This is a genomic window from Actinacidiphila epipremni (assembly GCF_012034175.1).
In the GTDB taxonomy this organism is placed as follows: Bacteria; Actinomycetota; Actinomycetes; order Streptomycetales; family Streptomycetaceae; genus Actinacidiphila; species Actinacidiphila epipremni.
The window spans coordinates 139,642-156,392 of sequence record NZ_JAATEJ010000014.1; the positions used below are offsets into that span (position 1 = coordinate 139,642).

Consider the following 16,751-nt stretch of genomic DNA (forward strand, 5'->3'; position numbering starts at 1 on the left):
GCTACAGCTCCCCGTGGCCCAGGGCCGCGCCGAGCCTGGTCACCAGGTCGTGCGCGGCTTCGGGGATAACCGTGCCGGGCGGGAAGACGGCGGCGGCGCCGGCTTCGTGCAGCGCCGGGATGTCCTGCGGGGGGATGACGCCGCCGACCACGATCATGATGTCCTCGCGGCCCTCGGCGGCCAGTTCCTCGCGCAGCGCCGGCACCAGCGTGAGGTGCCCGGCGGCGAGCGAGGAGACGCCGACGATGTGCACGTCGGCCTCGACGGCCTGCCGGGCGACCTCGGCGGGCGTCTGGAACAGCGGGCCGACGTCCACGTCGAAGCCGAGGTCGGCGAAGGCGGTCGCGATGACCTTCTGGCCGCGGTCGTGGCCGTCCTGCCCCATCTTGGCGACCAGGATGCGCGGCCGGCGGCCCTCGGCCTCGGTGAAGCGCTCGACCAGGTCCCGGGTGCCGTCCGTCGCGGCCGACCGGCCTGCCTCTTCGCGGTACACACCGGAGATCGTACGGATCTGGCTCGCGTGCCGGCCGTACACCTTCTCCAGCGCGTCGGAGATCTCCCCGACGGTGGCCTTGGCACGGGCCGCGTCGACCGCGAGCGCCAGCAGGTTGCCGTCCAGCGAGGCGCCGGGGGCGCGGCCCGCGGCTTCGGTGAGGGCGTCCAGGGCGGCGCGGCAGGCGGTGTCGTCGCGTTCGGCGCGCAGCCGCTCCAGCTTGGCGATCTGGCTGGCGCGCACCGCGGAGTTGTCGACCTTGAGGACGTCGATCTGCTCGTCGGCAGCGACCTGGTATTTGTTGATGCCGATGAGCGGCTGCCGCCCGGAGTCGATACGGGCCTGGGTGCGGGCCGCGGCCTCCTCGACGCGCAGCTTGGGGATGCCGGCGTCGATGGCCTGGGCCATGCCGCCGGCGGCCTCGACCTCCTGGATGTGCTGCCAGGCGCGCTCGGCCAGGTCGTGGGTGAGGCGCTCGACGTAGGCGCTGCCGCCCCACGGGTCGACGACGCGGCAGGTGCCGGACTCCTGCTGGAGCAGCAGCTGGGTGTTGCGGGCGATGCGGGCGGAGAAGTCGGTGGGCAGCGCCAGCGCCTCGTCGAGGGCGTTGGTGTGCAGCGACTGGGTATGGCCCTGGGTTGCGGCCATCGCCTCGACGCAGGTGCGGGTGACGTTGTTGTAGACGTCGCGGGCGGTCAGCGACCAGCCGGAGGTCTGCGAATGGGTGCGCAGCGAGAGCGACTTGGGGTTCTTTGCGCCGAACTGCCGGACCAGCCGGGCCCACAGCAGCCGGGCGGCACGCAGCTTGGCGATCTCCATGAAGAAGTTCATGCCGATCGCCCAGAAGAACGACAGCCGCGGCGCGAACGCGTCCACGTCCAGGCCCGCGGCCTGTCCGGCGCGCAGGTACTCGACGCCGTCGGCGAGGGTGTAGGCGAGTTCCAGGTCGGCCGTCGCGCCGGCTTCCTGGATGTGGTAGCCGGAGATGGAGATCGAGTTGTAGCGCGGCATCTTCTGCGAGGTGTAGGCGAAGATGTCGGAGATGATCCGCATCGAGGGCTTGGGGGGATAGATGTAGGTGTTGCGGACCATGAACTCCTTGAGGATGTCGTTCTGGATGGTGCCGGCGAGCTTTTCCGGCGGCACCCCCTGCTCCTCGGCGGCCACGATGTAGAGGGCGAGCACGGGCAGCACCGCGCCGTTCATGGTCATCGACACGGTCATGCGGTCCAGCGGGATGCCGTCGAAGAGCTGCCGCATGTCGTAGATCGAGTCGATCGCGACGCCCGCCATGCCGACGTCGCCGGTGACCCGCGGGTGGTCGCTGTCGTAGCCGCGGTGCGTGGGCAGGTCGAAGGCGACGGACAGGCCCTTCTGGCCGGCGGCGAGGTTGCGCCGGTAGAAGGCGTTGGACTCCTCGGCGGTGGAGAAGCCGGCGTACTGCCGGATGGTCCACGGCTGGTTGACGTACATCGTGGGGTAGGGCCCGCGCAGGAAGGGCGCGATGCCGGGGTAGGTGCCGAGGGTGTCGAGTCCTTCGAGGTCGCGGGCGGTGTAGAGCGGGCGGACGCCGATGCCCTCGGGCGTCTCCCACACCAGGTCGGCCTCGCTGCTGCCGGTGGCCTCCTTGACCGCGGCGTGCCAGCGGTCCTCGGTGGCGTCGCCGGGGCTGCCGTCGTCCAGCGGTATCCCGGTGAAGTCCGGGATGCCCGTGCTGCCGCTCATGCCGCCTCACCATCCGTTTCGGTCGCGCAGCCGGCGCGGTCCAGTACGCGGGTCAGGACGGCGACGGCGTCGCAGCCCAGGAAGACGTAGCCGTCCAGGTCCGGCAGGGTGCCGGGCCGGCCGGCCAGGTAGATCCAGCGTGCCCCGGCCGCCCGCAGCGCCGCCACCACGGCGGGGCCCTGCTCGGCGTAGAGGGCGTCGCTGGAGCACACGCAGGCGATCCCGGCGCCGCTCGCGGCGAAGGCGGCGGCGACGGTGTCGGCGGTGACGGTCACCGGTTCGTGCACCGGCTCGACGCCGCCGGCCTGGAAGATGTTCGCCGCGAAGGAGGCGCGGGCGGTGTGGGCCGCGGCGCTGCCGAGGGCGGCGAGGAAGACCCGGGGGCGGGTGCCGGTCGCGGCCAGGTGGGCGTCGGAGCGGGCGCGCAGCGCCTCGTACGCCTCGTCGCGGCGCACCCGGGGCAGGCCGCCGGCGGGGCGGGGCGGGGCCGGCGGGCGGACGACGGGCTGCTCGGCGAGGTGCGGGAACTCGCTGACGCCGGTGACGGGTTCGCGGCGGGTGGCGAGCCGGCGGCTGCGCTCGGCCCAGGCGGCGGCGATGCGCTCGCCGAGCATCCCGGAGGCGAGCGCCTTGCCCTGGCCGCCGGCGGCTTCCAGTTCCTGGAAGAACGCCCAGGCGGCGTGGGCGAGTTCGTCGGTCAGCCGCTCGACGTACCAGGAGCCGCCCGCCGGGTCGGCGACATGGCCGAGGTGCGACTCCTCCAGCAGGATCGCGGAGGTGTTGCGGGCGATCCGGCGGGAGAAGGCGTCGGGCAGGCCCAGGGCCTCGTCGAAGGGCAGCACGGTGACCGCGTCGGCGCCGCCGACGCCCGCGCCGAGCGCGGCGAGGGTGGTACGCAGCATGTTGACGTACGGGTCGCGGCGGGTGGTCATCACGGTGGAGGTGACGGCGTGCTGGCGCTGCCCGCCGGCCGCGGGCACCCCGCTGGCCTGTGCGACGCGGGCCCACAGCCGGCGCGCGGCACGGAATTTGGCGGTGGTGAGGAACTGGTCGGCGGTCGCGGCGTAGCGGAACTCCAGTTGCCGCAGGGCGCCTTCGACGCCGAGGCCGGCGCCGGTGAGCAGCCGCAGGTAGGCGACGCCGGTGGCGAGCGAGGCGCCGAGTTCCTGCACCGCGGTGCCGCCGGCCTCGTGGTAGGGCAGCGCGTCCACGGTGAGGGCGCGCAGTCCCGGGTGGTCGCGGTCGGCGCGCAGGGCCAGGTCCACGGCGTCGTCGTAGCCGGCCGGCCGGCCCGTGCGGGCGGTGTGCGCGAGGGGGTCGGCGCCCAGGCACACCCGGGCGGCGCCGGGGTCGACGCCCTGCCGCTCGTAGAGGGCGAGCAGGGCGGACGCGGCGGCGCCGGTGTCGGGGCCGGCGTCCAGGACGACGGGCGCGAGGTCGAGGTAGACGCCGTCCAGGGCGCGGGCCAGCGCGTCGGGGGGCAGCGCGGTGCCGCCGACCGCGAGCCACAGGGAGGTGGCGCCGTTCTCCAGGTCGTCGAGGATCGCCTCGTTGGCCGCCGCGGGGTCGGTGCCCTCGTGGCGCTGCCGCACGTCCCAGCCGCCGAGCAGGCCGCTGCCGCGGACGTACGGCGGGAAGCCGGGCAGCCCGGGGTCGGGCGCGGTGTCCTCGGCGGTGTAGAGCGGCCGTACGGTCAGGCCGCCCTCCAGGGTGGTGGCGAGTGCGGCCTCGGCGTCGGGTCCGGTGAGGTCCTTGCCGGACTTGCGCAGCACCCCGGCCACGAGCTCGCGCCACTGCTCGCGGGTGGCCTCGGGGAAGGGCGCGGCCGGGGAGATCCCCTCGTCAGGCAATACCGTCATACGGGAATGCTAGGTCAGGCGTGCTGGGATTCCCGCCCCTAAAGGTGGCCGGGGCACCCCTACTACTGCCCCGTCACTCCCCACCGGCACCGCTACGGGCCCGTGCGGGGGGCGGGATCCGGCCGCTTTCAGCCGGTCGTGCCGGGGCGGGTGAGGGCGACCGCGGCCTGGACGGTGGTCGCCTGGTGGGCGGCCTGCCGGGCGACGGGCACCCGGGTGGCGGGCAGGGCGCGCCGGTAGTCGGCGACCCAGGTGCCGAGGAGGGCGTCGAGCCGGGCGGCGAGGTGCGCGGCGGCCGGGCCGGCCGGGGTGACGGCGCGGCGCAGCAGGGCGGCGGTCCTGGCGGGCAGCCGGTGCGTCCACTGCTCCAGGCCGGCCAGGTGGGCCTCGGTGAGCGGCCCGGAGCGGGGCAGCAGCGGCGCGCCGGTCCGCGGGTCCCACAGGTCGGGGATCCGCGCGAAGGACCGGAACTGCGTGTGCACCGAGCGCAGGAACGGGTCGTCGGCGCCGGGCAGCAGGGCCAGCGCCTCGTCGCGCAGTGCGGCGAGCCGGCCGCCGCGGCGGCGCAGCCGGTCGGCGTATCCGGCCAGCCGGGGCTCGGGGTCGGCGCACACCCGGGTGTCGCCGAGGCGTTCGCAGGCCCAGATGGGTGCCTCGACGATGACGGTGTCGCCGCCGTGCCGCAGTGGCGCGAACCAGGTGATCTCGCCGCCGGGGCCGCCCGGCGGGCCGTCCGGCGGGCCGGGCGTCGGGGCGGGCGTCGGGGCGGGGCGCTCCATGAGGAAGACGCCGGGGGCGTATTCCCGGTAGGGCAGGGTGTCGAAGCAGCCGGTCTCGACGGGGATGCCGAGTTCCGCGGCGGATTTCCCGAACGGCTCGGCGAGGCCCGGTATCTCGCGGGTGGTCTGCACGAAGGTGCCGCCGACGTCCGTTCCGTGCAGCGAGAACTGCACACAAGGGCGGAGATCGTCGATCAGGTCGAGCAGAATGCGGCTTTCCGGCAGCATCACACCTATTGACGGGGCCCATTCCGCCTGTTCCGCGGAAGCGGGCCGAAAGTAGTGCGTGAAGAACTCCGGCAATGTGCGGGCCCGTTGGGCGCCGTCCGCGAGGTGCGCGCCGTCCGGGTCCACGCACAGCAGGAAATGCCATGCCACCGGCGGGTGCGGCGCCGGGGCGGCCACGAGGCGGTGGGCGAGTTCCAGCATGGTGGCGCGGCCGACGAGTTCGTCGGGGTGGGTTCCGGTCATGACCAGCACGTTGTCACCGGTGGCTGCGGCCTCCCCGACGGTGAGCAGGTCCAGCGGCCGGCCCGCGCGGGAGGTGCCGACGGTGCGCAGCCGGCACAGGTCGGGACGGCGCGCGGCCAGTTCCCGCGCGCTGTCCCGGAGTTCTTCGAGACTGGGATACCGGTCGGCGGCGATGATCGCCCTTCCGGCACTCGTCGACGTGTCGATCACCGTCGCGACTCCCCCCCCGTGGCCGGAAATCGGCCGCCGCCGCCGGTCAGTTCCCGGACTCGCTGCTGCCGGACGCGGTCTGCTTCTTCGCGAGCGGCCTGATCACGATCCTGCGCACGTCACAAACCCCTTTCGGTGGGCACCACTTCGACTGCGGTGTCGGTTGACGGGGAACAAGTGATTCATGTGGACTGCGGCATGTCAAGGACGCCTGGCATAAACGGAGTTGGCCTATTCACATGTTACGGCCGAGAATCAAGCCCGAGCATTCGGGATACCGCACGGTGGCCGGCACGGTCCGGCTCGGCAGTGTCGTCTACGGCATCGGGGTGGAGATCGACGATCCGGACGGCTGGGTGTGGACGCTCGTCGAGGCGCTGGACGGGACCAGGACCGTGCCGGAGGTGGCCGCGCTGGTGGCCGCGGCGCATCCGGGGGTGACGGCGGCCGACGCAGTCCAGGCGGTCGCGGACCTCGGCGAGGCCGGCCATCTGGAGGACGGGGCGGCGCCCGCGCCGGCGCTGAGCGCGCGGGAGGTGGAGCGCTACAGCCGGGGGGTGCCGCTGCTGCGCTGGCTGGACCGGGGGCCGCGGCGCAGCGCGTGGGAGATGCAGGAGCGGCTGCGGGCGGCGCGGGTGCTGCTGATCGGCCTGGGCGGCACGGGCGGTTACGCGGCGCAGGCGCTGGTGGCCTCGGGCGTCGGGCATCTGCACTGCGTGGATCCCGACCGGGTGGAGCTGTCCAACCTCAACCGGCAGCCGCTGTACCGGGAGGCGGACCTCGGGCGGCCCAAGGCGGAGGCGGCGGCGCAGACGCTGCGGGCGCTGAACTCCGACGTGGCGACGACCAGCGAGCGGGCCCTGGTGGACGGCCCCGGGCGGCTTGCGGCGCTGCTGGGCGCCCGCCGGGAGCCGTACGACCTGCTGTTGCTGTGCGCCGACCAGCCGCCGGAGATCCGCCGCTGGGCCAACGCGGTGTGCCTGACGGCCGGCACCCCGTGGATCGACGGCGGCTACAAGGGGCCGCTGGCGTCGTTCGGGGTGTACGTGCCGGGGGCCGGTCCCTGCTGGCAGTGCCTGCGGACCGGTGAGGTGGAGCGGCGCGACCTGGGCCTCGCGCCCGGGCAGGAGGAGGACGCCGCCTCGCCGCGCATGCCGTGGAATCCGGTCACGGCGGTCACCGCGGGCCTGTCGGGGCTGCTGATCGCGCATGCGGCGCTGGCGCTGCTGACCGGGGCGCCACCGATGCCCGCGGGCTTCCGCTACGGGGTCAACCTCGCCGCGCTGGAGGACCCGGACGTCCAGCGCTTCCCGCGCCGCCCGGACTGCCCGGCCTGCGGAACGCCGCCGACGGGGGACGCCGGGTAGCCGGCGCCGGGTTCCGCGATCGCTATGCGGCGATCTTCCAGCCTTTCGTGAAATTCTTTCTTTACTCGATCGCAACCTTGCGGCGTTTCCTTCGCTCTCTGTACGGTCGGGGCGCCCGGTCCCCCCACCGTCCTGAAGGAGCTTCAGATGCGGGTGTTGCCCGACTTCCCACGCGGCCCAGGCCGCGCCCGGCGGCGCGTACCGGCGCTCGCCGTCGCCGTCACGACCCTCCTCGCCGGCGCCGCCGCCTCCGGCATGCTGGCCCTGGCACCGGCCGGCGCCGCCACCCCCGCACAGGCCGCCGCCGCGGCCCCGGCCGCCGCGCCCGTACCCGGGAACGGGGTCGGCGCGACCACCGCCTTCGCCAGTTACGAGGCCGAGGCGGGCGCGCTCGGCGGCGGCGCGAGCACCGTCGCGCTCACCGCGGCGCCCACCACGCAGTTCTCCAGCGCGGCACTGGAGGCGTCCGGCCACGCGTACGCGCATCTGGCCGGCACCGGCCAGTCGGTGCAGTGGACCAACACCACCGGCCGGCCGATCAGCTTCCTCAACGTCCGCGCCAGCATCCCCGATTCACCCTCGGGCGGCGGCACCACCGCCACCCTCGACCTCTACGTCAACGGCACCTTCCGGCAGGCGCTGAACCTCAACTCCAAGCAGACCTGGGTCTACGAGGGCAACAACAACTACAACACCAGCGACAACCAGAACCCCGCCGACGGCAGCCCGCGGATCTTCTGGGACGAGTCGCACGCCTTCGTCACCGGCTCCGCCATCCCGGCCGGCGCGACCTTCTCCCTGGTCAAGGACGCGGCGAACAGCGCGAGTTCGTACGACGTGGACGTCGTCGACGTGGAGAACCCGCCGGCGCCGCTGCCGCAGCCGGCGAACTCGATCTCCATCACCAGCTGCGGTGCCGTCGCCGACAACACCCCCACCAACGGCGCCGCCGACAGCCAGGCCGCGGACTCGGGGCCGGCGATCCAGAACTGCATCAACCAGGCCCAGTCGCAGGGCAAGACGCTGTGGATCCCGCAGGGCACCTTCTACGTCAAGGGCACCACGGGCCTGCGCGCCCAGGGCATCACGATCGCCGGCGCGGGCCTGTGGTACAGCACGGTCTACCGCGACGTCCCGGTGCCCAACAACACGCCGCTGGCGGCGCTGTTCGAGGTGACGTCCTGCCATGTGCAGAACTTCCACATCGACGCCAACGCGGTCAGCCGCAGCACCATCGGCGGTGACGGCGGCGCCATGGACACCACCGGCACCAACTGGTCGGCGGACGGCATCTGGACGCAGCACACCATGTCCGGCTTCTGGGCCTCCGGCACCGGCGGCACCGTCAAGAACAGCCGGCTCACCGCGATCTGGGCCGACGGCATCAACGTCAACAACGTCTCTCTGAACGGCGGCAAGGGCGCCGACCTGACCGTCACGAACAACTTCGTGCGCGGCACCGGCGACGACGCCATCGCCATCAACTCGGTGGACTACAACACCAACGGCGACGGCTCGAAGACGTACTACACCCCGATGTCGAACGTGACGGTGAGCAACAACACCTCGATCGCCCCCTGGGGCGGCAAGGGCGTCGCGATCTACGGCGGCAGCGGGCACCACATCACGAACAACTACGTGAGCGACACCGCCCGTTACATCGGCCTGGGCGCCGGCCGGTTCGGCGTCAACGGCAACGACCTGCTGTCGGCGACCATCACCGGCAACGTCGTGGTGCGCTCCGGTGGCAACGCCTACAGCCAGGGCCAGCCCGCCTTCCACATCGGCTACGGCGGCGACGGCCAGAACACCGGCGTCGTGGACCATGTGACGGCGACCGGGAACACCGTCGTGGACTCCCTCTACGACGGGATCGGCTTCTCGCAGTCCACCAACACCCTGCTCCAGGACAACACCGTGACCACCCCCGGGCGCAACGGCATCGTGATCTCCCCGCCGTTCTACCCGGCGCCCTCCGGCTCGGCGACGATCAGCGGCAACACCGTGACCGGCGTCAAGCCCGGCAACACCGCCTACCTCGACAACTCCGGCGGCTTCACCGCCACCCTCAGCGGCAACAGCTGGCAGGGCGGCGGCACGACCCCGCCGCCCACCGAGCAGCCCTACGGCGGCACGCCCGCCGCGATCCCCGGCACCGTGCAGGCGGAGAACTACGACACCGGCGGGCAGGGCCTCGGCTACAGCGTCACCTCCGTCAACGGCAACGGCACCGCCTACCGGACGGACGGCGTGAACCTGGAGACCACCTCCGACACCGGCGGCGGCTACGACCTCGGCTGGACCGGCGGCGGCCAGTGGTTCCGCTACACCGTGAACGCCGCCTCCGCGGGCACCTACACCGTGAGCCTGCGGGTGGCCGCGCCCGCCGCGGTCGGCGGCGCCCTGCACCTGTCCAACGCCTCCGGCACCAACCTCACCGGCGCGGTCGCCATCCCCGCCACCGGCGACTGGCAGGCGTGGACCACCGTCACCGCGAGCGTCACGCTGCCCGCCGGCCGGCAGGTCCTCACGCTCAACGAGGACAACGGCGGCTGGAACCTCAACAGCCTCGCCTTCGCCACCTCCGGCGGCCCCACCACGCCCACCGACCTGGCCGCGGGCCGGCCCACCGCCGAGTCCAGCCACACCGACGTCTACACGTCCTCGCACGTCACCGACGGCGACCGCAACAGCTACTGGGAGAGCGCCAACAACGCCTTCCCGCAGTGGGTCCAGGTCGACCTGGGCTCGGCGCGCAGCGCGTCGCGCGTGGTGCTCCAGCTCCCGGCGTCCTGGGGCGCCCGCACCCAGACGCTCGCCCTGCTGGGCAGCACCGACGGCTCGTCCTTCAGCACCGTGAAGGCGTCGACGGCCGCCACCTTCGACCCGGCCACCGGCAACACGGTGACCCTCACCTTCCCCGCCACCACCCAGCGCTACTTCCGGGTGAACGTCACGGCCAACACCGGCTGGCCGGCCGGCCAGCTCTCGGAGTTCCAGGTGTGGACCTCCTGACGTCCTGACCTGGCGCTCCGCAGCGATCCCACCGGCCCCGCGGGCCCGCCACGCGCCTGGCGGGCCCGCGGTCCGCGTTCTCGGAGCCGCCGCGGCGCCTACCAGGTGCCGGGGTCGGCCTCCGGTTCGGTGTCCTGCTCGGCGGCCACGCCCGCCTCCCGGCCGGCCGCCGCCGCCAGGACCGAGGCCCGGCGGTTGACCACGACGGTGGCCGCCGCCGCGCTGAGCGCGAAGGCCAGCAGCACCCCGCCGGGGCGGTTCAGCCGGTGCCCGGTGAGCGCGTCGAAGGAGTAGCGGCCCGGGCCCGCCAGCCCCAGGCCCGCGGCGGCGAAGCCCAGGAAGGCGGGGTATTCGAAGCCGCCCTGGTGCGCGAAGAAGCCGGCCGGCGCGTGCACCGCCACCGCCCCGGCCATCGCGCCGGCCGCCGCCGCGCCCGCCACCGGCGTCGCCAGGCCCAGCGCGAGCAGCGCCCCGCCGCCCGCCTCGCCGAGCCCGGCGGCCATCGCGCTCTGCCGGGCCGGTGTGAAGCCCATCCGCTCCATCGCCGCGGCCGTGCCGTCGATCCCGCCGCCGCCGAACCAGCCGAGCAGCTTCTGCGCGCCGTGCGCGAGCAGCACCCCGCCCGTGCCCAGCCGCAGGGCGAGCAGTCCGATGTCCTTGCGGTGGCCGAACGTCATGGCGGTGGGACCTTCCGCTCCTCGGGGGTGGGCGGTACGCGGGCGGCGGGGCGCGTGCGGCCCCGCGGTCCGAGGCCCATCCTTCCCCCGGCCCGCCGCCGGCGCACCCGCTCGCCGTACAGTGGCACCGTGGTGGCCTACCCGGAGATACCCGGCCTCGGCGCGGTGCGCCGGCGGCTCGGCGGCGCGCTCTTCGCGCGGGTGGCGGGACCCGACGGGCCCGCGACCCGGGCCCGGGTGCACGACACACCGGGCCCGCGCTGGTTCGGCCCCGACCGGCCCATCCGTACCGTGCACGGCGACGCGTCGATGTTCACCGGCGGCCTGCGCGCCCTGCTGCTCCAGTCGCTGCACCCGCTGGCCATGGCCGCGGTCGCCGCGCACTCCGGCTTCCGCGGCGACCCGTGGGGCCGGCTCCAGCGCACCAGCGGCTTCCTGGCCGTGACGACCTTCGGGACGGCCGGCGACGCCGAGCAGGCCGTGGCGCGGGTACGCGCCATCCACGAGCGGGTCCGCGGCACCACGCCGGACGGCGAGCCCTACCGGGCCTCGGACCCGCACCTGCTGGGCTGGGTCCATGCCGCCGAGGTCGACAGCTTCCTGCGCGCCCACCGCCGCTACGGCGCCGCCCCGCTGGACGACGCCGGATACGACGCGTACGTGGCCGACGCCGCGCGGGTCGCGACCGCCCTCGGCGTCCAGGACCCGCCGCGCGACCAGGCGGAGCTCGCCGAGGTGCTGGAGGCGTACCGGCCCGAGCTGCGCTCGACCCGCGCGGCCCGGGACGCCACCCGGTTCCTGCTGCTGAGCCCGCCGCTGCCGTGGGCGGCACGGGCGCCGTACGCGGTGCTGGCGGCCGGCGCGGTCGGGCTGCTGCCGCTGTGGGCCCGGGCGCCGCTGGGGGTGCCGTATCTGCCGCTGGTGGAGGAGACCGGGGTGCGCTGGGCCGGGCAGGGGCTGACCCGGACGATCCGCTGGGCGATGACGCCGCCGCCGGGCCCGGGGAAGTAGCCGCTCAGGCCGCGCGGATCAGCACGAGCGAGCCGGTCAGCTCCGGCTGCCCGCGCAGATGCCCGTGCCGGGCGTCCCAGGTGCCGTCGGCCAGGTCGCGGCGCAGGTGCTCGGTGTAGGCGGCGGCGACGTCCGGCGCGACGAAGCTCCACGCCGAGCAGGACTGCCGGGCGGCCGGGTCGAGCAGCATCTCGGGGCGGGCGTAGTAGGCCTCGTTGAAGCCGTCGACGCAGTCGGCGGGGATCGGCACCGGGGTGACCTCGACGCTGCCGCCGAGCGCGGCGGTGATCGCGCCGACCGGCGGGTAGCGGCGGGCCTCGGTGTCCAGCACCAGCGGCGCGTACTCGTACAGCCAGAAGTCGCGCACCAGGTCGGGGTCGCAGGTCAGGACGGCGACCGGGCCGCGCGCGACCCGGCGCATCTCGCGCAGGCCCGCGGCGGGGTCGCTCCACTGGTGGATGCTGAAGGTCGTCATGGCCGCGTCGAAGGAGTCGTCCGGGAAGGGCAGGGCCTCGGCGACCCCGTCCACCGCGGGCGGCAGGTGGGCGGGGCGCTGGGCCCGCATGGCCGCGGAGGGCTCCACGGGGGTGACGTCGAAGGCGGCCGACTCGTACGAGCCCGCGCCGGCGCCGACGTTCACCACGGTGCGGGCGGCGCCGAGGGCCCGCGCGATGAGCGCGCCGATCCGCGGCTCGGGACGCCGGTAGGCCGCGTACGCGCCGCCGATCGTGCCGTAGTCCGCGTCTCCCGCGCTGCCGTCCGCCGTCCGCACGCTCATGGGTCTCCTCCCCGGCCGTCCGGTCGAGCCTAGCCCCGGGGCTCAGGAGGCCGACGGGGAGGCCGGGTGGGAGGGCGACGGGGTGGCGGGCGGCGGCCCGAAGGTGACGGTGACGCTGGTGTAGCCCAGCGAGGTCAGCATGCGCTCCAGCATCGTGCGGGTGTTGGTCTCGGCGCGGGTCGTCAGCTCGGTCTGCTCGGCCGCGTCCTGGATCTTCTGCGAGGCCAGGATGCTGAGCTTCTGCGCGTTGCCGGTGTCGCTGCCGAAGAAGTCGCCGACCCGGTCGAACAGGCCGCGCTGCTGGGAGACGATGTAGGAGTGCTCGGGGTCCAGCGACGGGCGCTCCAGGGCGGCGTGCGGCAGCCGTATCGTCGCGGACTTGCGGTCGTCGGAGACCGTCACCGCGTTCTGCCCGACCGTGCCGAGGTCGACATAGGCGTCGACGCTGCCCGCCCCGACGTACAGCGTCCGCTCGCCGTGCACGACGTCCGGCAGGTATTTGGCGTCCTTCTGCAGGTCCACGACGACCTCGAAGTTGCCGCTGGCGCCCTCGTAGCGGCTCATGTCCTGGATGGACTTCAGCAGGACCGGCCCGCTGCGGTCCTTGGTGCGCTCGGCGAACGGGTTGGGCAGGCCCGGCAGCAGGTGGAGGCCGCCGAGCAGCAGGACGGCGACCAGCAGTCCCAGCAGCGCGACCGCCACCCGCGCCCACCACGGCGTCCGGGTCGTCACGACTTCCGCGTTCATGACATACCTCCTCCTTCCGGCGTCTGCCCCGGCTCCCGGCGTCGATGACCGGCCGGCGGCGAAGAGGACGCCGAACGGCGCTTTTCGGCCAGTGGAGTTGGGGTGGCCGCCGGCGGGGCACATGTCCCGCGACAGGCGCGCTGACGGGCCGGAGGGGTGGCGGGCGGTGGCGGGAAGAGGCAGGGTGCGCGGGGTGTTCGGCGCGACACGGACGCTGGCCCGGGCGGTGGCGGCGGCCTGGGACAAGGACGCGACCGAGCGCGCGGCGGCGCTGACGTACTACGCGGTGCTGGCGCTCGTCCCGGCGCTGCTGCTGACGCTGTCGGTGGTCGGGCTGACCGGCAGCCCGGACGCCAGCGGGGTGCCGGGCGGCCTGGAGGTGCTGATGCCGGGGCAGTCCCGGCCGCTGGTGGCCGACGCGCTGCGGCAACTGGCCGAGGACGCCTCGGCGACGACCTCGCTCGCCGCGCTCAGCGGCGTCGGGGCGGTGTGGGCGGCGTGCGGTTACGCGGCGGTCTTCCGCCGGGCGCTGCACCACATCCACGGGGTGCCCGACCACCGGCCGGCGTGGCGTACGGCGCCGCGCGTGCTGTTCACCGCGCTCATGCTGCTGGTGCTGCTGGTGTGCAGCACGGTCTGCGTGGTCGTCAGCGGTGAACTCGCCCACCGGGCCGGCGCGTTGCTGCACCTGGGCGGCCCGGTGGTGTCGGCGTGGCGGGCGCTGCGCTGGCCGGTGCTGGTCGCGGTGGCGTCCGCGACGGTGCTGATCCTCTTCCGCTCCGGCCCGCCGGTGGGCCCGGGGCTGCGGACGACGGCGCCGGGCGGCGGGGTGGCGGTGGGGCTGTGGCTGCTGACGTCGGCGGGCTTCGCCGCGTACACCGCGCACATGAGCACGTACAGCAGGCTCTACGGGCAGCTGTCCGGCGCGGTGGCCTTCCTGGTGTGGCTGTGGTTCACCAACCTCGCGCTGCTGGTGGGCGCGCACTACAACGCCGAGCGCGAGGACGGGGCGAAGGCGGCTGCGCCGGATTCCTGACGGCCGTCGCGGGCCGGGTCCCCGCGCAGGGTGAGCTGCGCGGGGCTCGGCCGGCGGCGGTCAGCACCAGGGGACGGTGCCGAGGTTGACGACGTAGCGGGCGGCGACCCAGCCGGTGCGGTCGGCAAGCTTGTACCAGCGCGGGTTGCCGTCGATGACCTGGCCGTTGACCTTGCAGGAGATGTGGACGATGGTGCCCGGCGCGTAGCTGCCCAGCACCGCGGAGTTGGTGGTCGCGGCGGCGCGGATGTTCAGCGGCAGGTTGGAGACGACCCGGCCGTTGACGGATGCCGCGGCGGCCACGTCGGTGGCGGCTCCGGGCTGCGGGGCGGCGCCGTGGGCGGGGCGCGGTGAGGTGCTGTGGGCGGTCGCGGTGGCCGCGCCGGCCGGCGAGACGCCCAGCACGCTCAGGGCGGCGGCCCCGGCGGTCAGCGCGAGGGTGGTCAGCAACTTGGACGTGGCGAATGGCTGCATGGATGCCTTCCTGATCCAGCCCGCCGGGCGGGCCGGCGGGTCGCGGAACGGGTGTGTCCCACTTCCCGAGCCTGCTCCCGCCGCCCGCCGCGGCCCGGTCCGCCGTACCCGCGAGACCCCCGGTCGGCCCACACTCCCTCACCCGTGCGGGCGTATCCGGCTTGCGGTGTCAGCGCACTTCGGCTCCTTCCGGTGCGATGTCCTCGGTGGCGTCGGCGGCGTCCGTGTCCTCCGCATCGTCGGCCGTGTCGGCGTCGTCGTCGAGGAAGCCGCCCGACTGGTGCTGCCAGAGCTTGGCGTAGGCGCCGTCGAGGGCGAGCAGGTCCTGGTGGCTGCCCTGCTCGACGATGTGCCCGCGGTCGAGGACGACCAGCCGGTCCATGGTGGCCACGGTGCTCAGCCGGTGCGCCACGACCAGCGCGGTGCGGCCGTGCATGAGCCGCCACAGCGCTTCCTGGACCAGGATCTCGCTCTCGGAGTCCAGCGCGCTGGTCGCCTCGTCGAGCAGCAGGACCGGCGCGTCCCGCAGGATCGCCCGGGCCAGGGCGACCCGCTGCCGCTGCCCGCCGGACAGCTTGACGCCGCGCTCGCCGACCATGGTGTCGAAGCCGTCCGGCAGCGCGTCGGCGAACTCCGTGACGTGCGCGGCCTGCGCCGCGCGGCGGATCTCGGCCTCGGTGGCGTCCGGGCGGGCGAAGGCGATGTTCTCGCGCAGGGTGCGGTGGAACATCGCCGGGTCCTGCGGCACGTACGCCATCAGGCCGCGCAGGTCGGCCTGCCGCAGCCGGCTGATGTCCTGGCCGCCGACGAGGATGCGGCCGGAGTCGATGTCCGCCATCCGCAGCAGCAGCCGGGTGAGGGTGGTCTTGCCGCCGCCGGACCGGCCGACCAGGCCGATCTTCGCGCCGCTGGGCACATCCAGGTCGAGGCCCTCGAACAACGGCCGCCCGCCGCCGCCGTGGCAGAAGTTCACCTGCTCGAACCGGACGCCGGCGCCCTGCTGCCGCAGCGGCTCGGGGTGCGGCGGGTCCACCACGGTCGGCGGTGTCCGCAGCAGCTCGGTGAACTGCGCCGCCTCGGTCGTCGCGCTCTCCATCCGCCGGTAGATCTGGTTGAACTCGAACATGATCCGGGTGGCGTTGCTGTAGTACGTGAACGCCACGACGATCTCCTCCACGCTGCCGTGGCCGTGCCCGCCGAGGGTCACCGCGAGCAGCAGGCCGAAGGCGTTGGTGAGCACCGACATCGGCGCGACCAGGGTGTCGATGCGCAGGTTTCCGTAGTCCCACGAGCGCAGCGAGCGCCGCTTGGACTCCGCGACACGTGAGCGGTGCTCGGCGGCCTCGCGCTCCTCGGCGGCGAACGCCCGGACGGTGTCCATGTTCATCAGGCTGTCGGCGACATGGCCCGCGACCCGGGCGATGGCCTCCTCGCGCTCGTTGACCAGCGCCTGCCGGCGCCGGATGAGCGGCGCCACGGCCAGGGCGGTCAGCGCGATCATCACCAGCAGGCCGACGACGAGCAGCGGCTGGTAGAGCCACAGCACGACCGAGCCGAACAGCAGTGGCACCAGGCTGCCCATGACCTGGAAGGTCAGGGTGTCGACGAACTCCTCGAAGCGGGAGGCGAAGCTCAGCACCCGCTTGGTGAGGGACCCGGCGAAGTTGTCGTGGAAGAAGGCGGCGTCCTTGGCGAAGAGCTCGTCCATGCCGACCACGTACAGGTGCTCGATGCCGAGGGCGTCCACGCGGTTGAGGCAGTGCACGCCGAGCCGCCACATCGTCTCGCCGAGCAGCAGGGCCGCGGCGAAACCGAGGACGTACGGCAGGGTCGCGGCGACGCCGAGGTGGGCGCCGCCGGCGATCCGCCCCGCGAGCTTGGCGACGACCAGGGGTGCGATGTAGTTGATGCCGATGTTGCCGACCGAGGGCAGCAGCATCGCCGGTACGGTGAGCAGGCGGAGCCGGGCCAACTCCCGGCCGTAGTAGCGCAGGGCCAGGACCACCGAGCCGCTGCGTGGTGAAGGTGCTTGTTGTCCGGATTGGTTTCCGGACTGGACTCCGGGCTGTTTTCCGGGCTGTTCCATCCCCGTCCCATGGTGTCGTGGCG

12 protein-coding genes are annotated in these 16,751 nt (G+C 74.1%); 4 read left to right on the forward strand and 8 right to left on the reverse strand.

The genetic code is table 11. The annotated features are described in order from the left end of the window. Position 1: 1 nt before the first annotated feature. The 3 genes from scpA to HCN08_RS18440 form a co-directional block, all read right to left on the reverse strand. The gene (gene scpA / locus HCN08_RS18430; protein WP_167984223.1) at positions 2–2,218 is read right to left on the reverse strand and encodes a methylmalonyl-CoA mutase; all 2,217 of its coding nucleotides are present in this window, start codon (positions 2,216–2,218) and stop codon (positions 2–4) included. Continuing rightward, a complete protein-coding gene (locus HCN08_RS18435) occupies positions 2,215–4,077 on the reverse strand; it encodes a methylmalonyl-CoA mutase family protein (protein ID WP_167984224.1) in 1,863 nt (620 codons plus the stop codon). The genes scpA and HCN08_RS18435 overlap by 4 nt, the downstream gene beginning before the upstream one ends. 128 nt (positions 4,078–4,205) lie before the next feature. After that, positions 4,206–5,537 carry a M14 family zinc carboxypeptidase gene (locus tag HCN08_RS18440; RefSeq protein WP_167984225.1) on the reverse strand — a complete coding sequence of 444 codons (1,332 nt, stop codon included), beginning with the start codon at positions 5,535–5,537 and terminating at the stop codon, positions 4,206–4,208. 239 nt (positions 5,538–5,776) lie between these two features. On the opposite strand from HCN08_RS18440, the gene HCN08_RS18445 reads away from it, so the two are divergent. Next, positions 5,777–6,904 (forward strand): HesA/MoeB/ThiF family protein, encoded by a 1,128-nt coding sequence (locus HCN08_RS18445; RefSeq protein WP_206318937.1) that lies wholly within the window; start codon positions 5,777–5,779, stop codon positions 6,902–6,904. A gap of 147 nt (positions 6,905–7,051) precedes the next feature. Beyond that, positions 7,052–9,919, forward strand: a complete 2,868-nt coding sequence (locus HCN08_RS18450; protein WP_240970196.1) for a discoidin domain-containing protein — start codon at positions 7,052–7,054, stop codon at positions 9,917–9,919. Positions 9,920–10,017: 98 nt separating this feature from the next. Here the strand turns inward: HCN08_RS18450 and HCN08_RS18455 are convergent, their stop codons facing one another. Continuing rightward, positions 10,018–10,596 carry a DoxX family protein gene (locus HCN08_RS18455; RefSeq protein ID WP_167984226.1) on the reverse strand — a complete coding sequence of 193 codons (579 nt, stop codon included), beginning with the start codon at positions 10,594–10,596 and terminating at the stop codon, positions 10,018–10,020. Positions 10,597–10,725: 129 nt separating this feature from the next. Between HCN08_RS18455 and HCN08_RS18460 the strand changes: the two genes are divergently transcribed. Further along, the gene (locus HCN08_RS18460; protein WP_167984227.1) at positions 10,726–11,607 is read left to right on the forward strand and encodes an oxygenase MpaB family protein; all 882 of its coding nucleotides are present in this window, start codon (positions 10,726–10,728) and stop codon (positions 11,605–11,607) included. A gap of 4 nt (positions 11,608–11,611) precedes the next feature. Here the strand turns inward: HCN08_RS18460 and HCN08_RS18465 are convergent, their stop codons facing one another. Then, positions 11,612–12,385: a class I SAM-dependent methyltransferase gene (locus tag HCN08_RS18465; protein ID WP_167984228.1), complete on the reverse strand. Its 774-nt coding sequence runs from the start codon at positions 12,383–12,385 to the stop codon at positions 11,612–11,614. Between the two features lie 42 nt (positions 12,386–12,427). Continuing rightward, entirely contained in the window at positions 12,428–13,132 is a 705-nt protein-coding gene (locus HCN08_RS18470; protein WP_167984229.1) for a DUF4230 domain-containing protein, read from the reverse strand. Between the two features lie 193 nt (positions 13,133–13,325). On the opposite strand from HCN08_RS18470, the gene HCN08_RS18475 reads away from it, so the two are divergent. Continuing rightward, positions 13,326–14,168, forward strand: coding sequence for a YihY/virulence factor BrkB family protein (locus tag HCN08_RS18475; protein ID WP_167984230.1), 843 nt, complete (start codon positions 13,326–13,328; stop codon positions 14,166–14,168). Positions 14,169–14,228: 60 nt separating this feature from the next. Here HCN08_RS18475 and HCN08_RS18480 read toward each other — a convergent pair whose 3' ends face one another. Together HCN08_RS18480 and HCN08_RS18485 are read right to left on the reverse strand one after the other, a co-directional pair. Beyond that, positions 14,229–14,642, reverse strand: coding sequence for an SH3 domain-containing protein (locus HCN08_RS18480; RefSeq protein WP_167984231.1), 414 nt, complete (start codon positions 14,640–14,642; stop codon positions 14,229–14,231). 169 nt (positions 14,643–14,811) lie between these two features. Continuing rightward, positions 14,812–16,647 carry an ABC transporter ATP-binding protein gene (locus tag HCN08_RS18485; RefSeq protein WP_322974531.1) on the reverse strand — a complete coding sequence of 612 codons (1,836 nt, stop codon included), beginning with the start codon at positions 16,645–16,647 and terminating at the stop codon, positions 14,812–14,814. Positions 16,648–16,751: the final 104 nt, after the last annotated feature.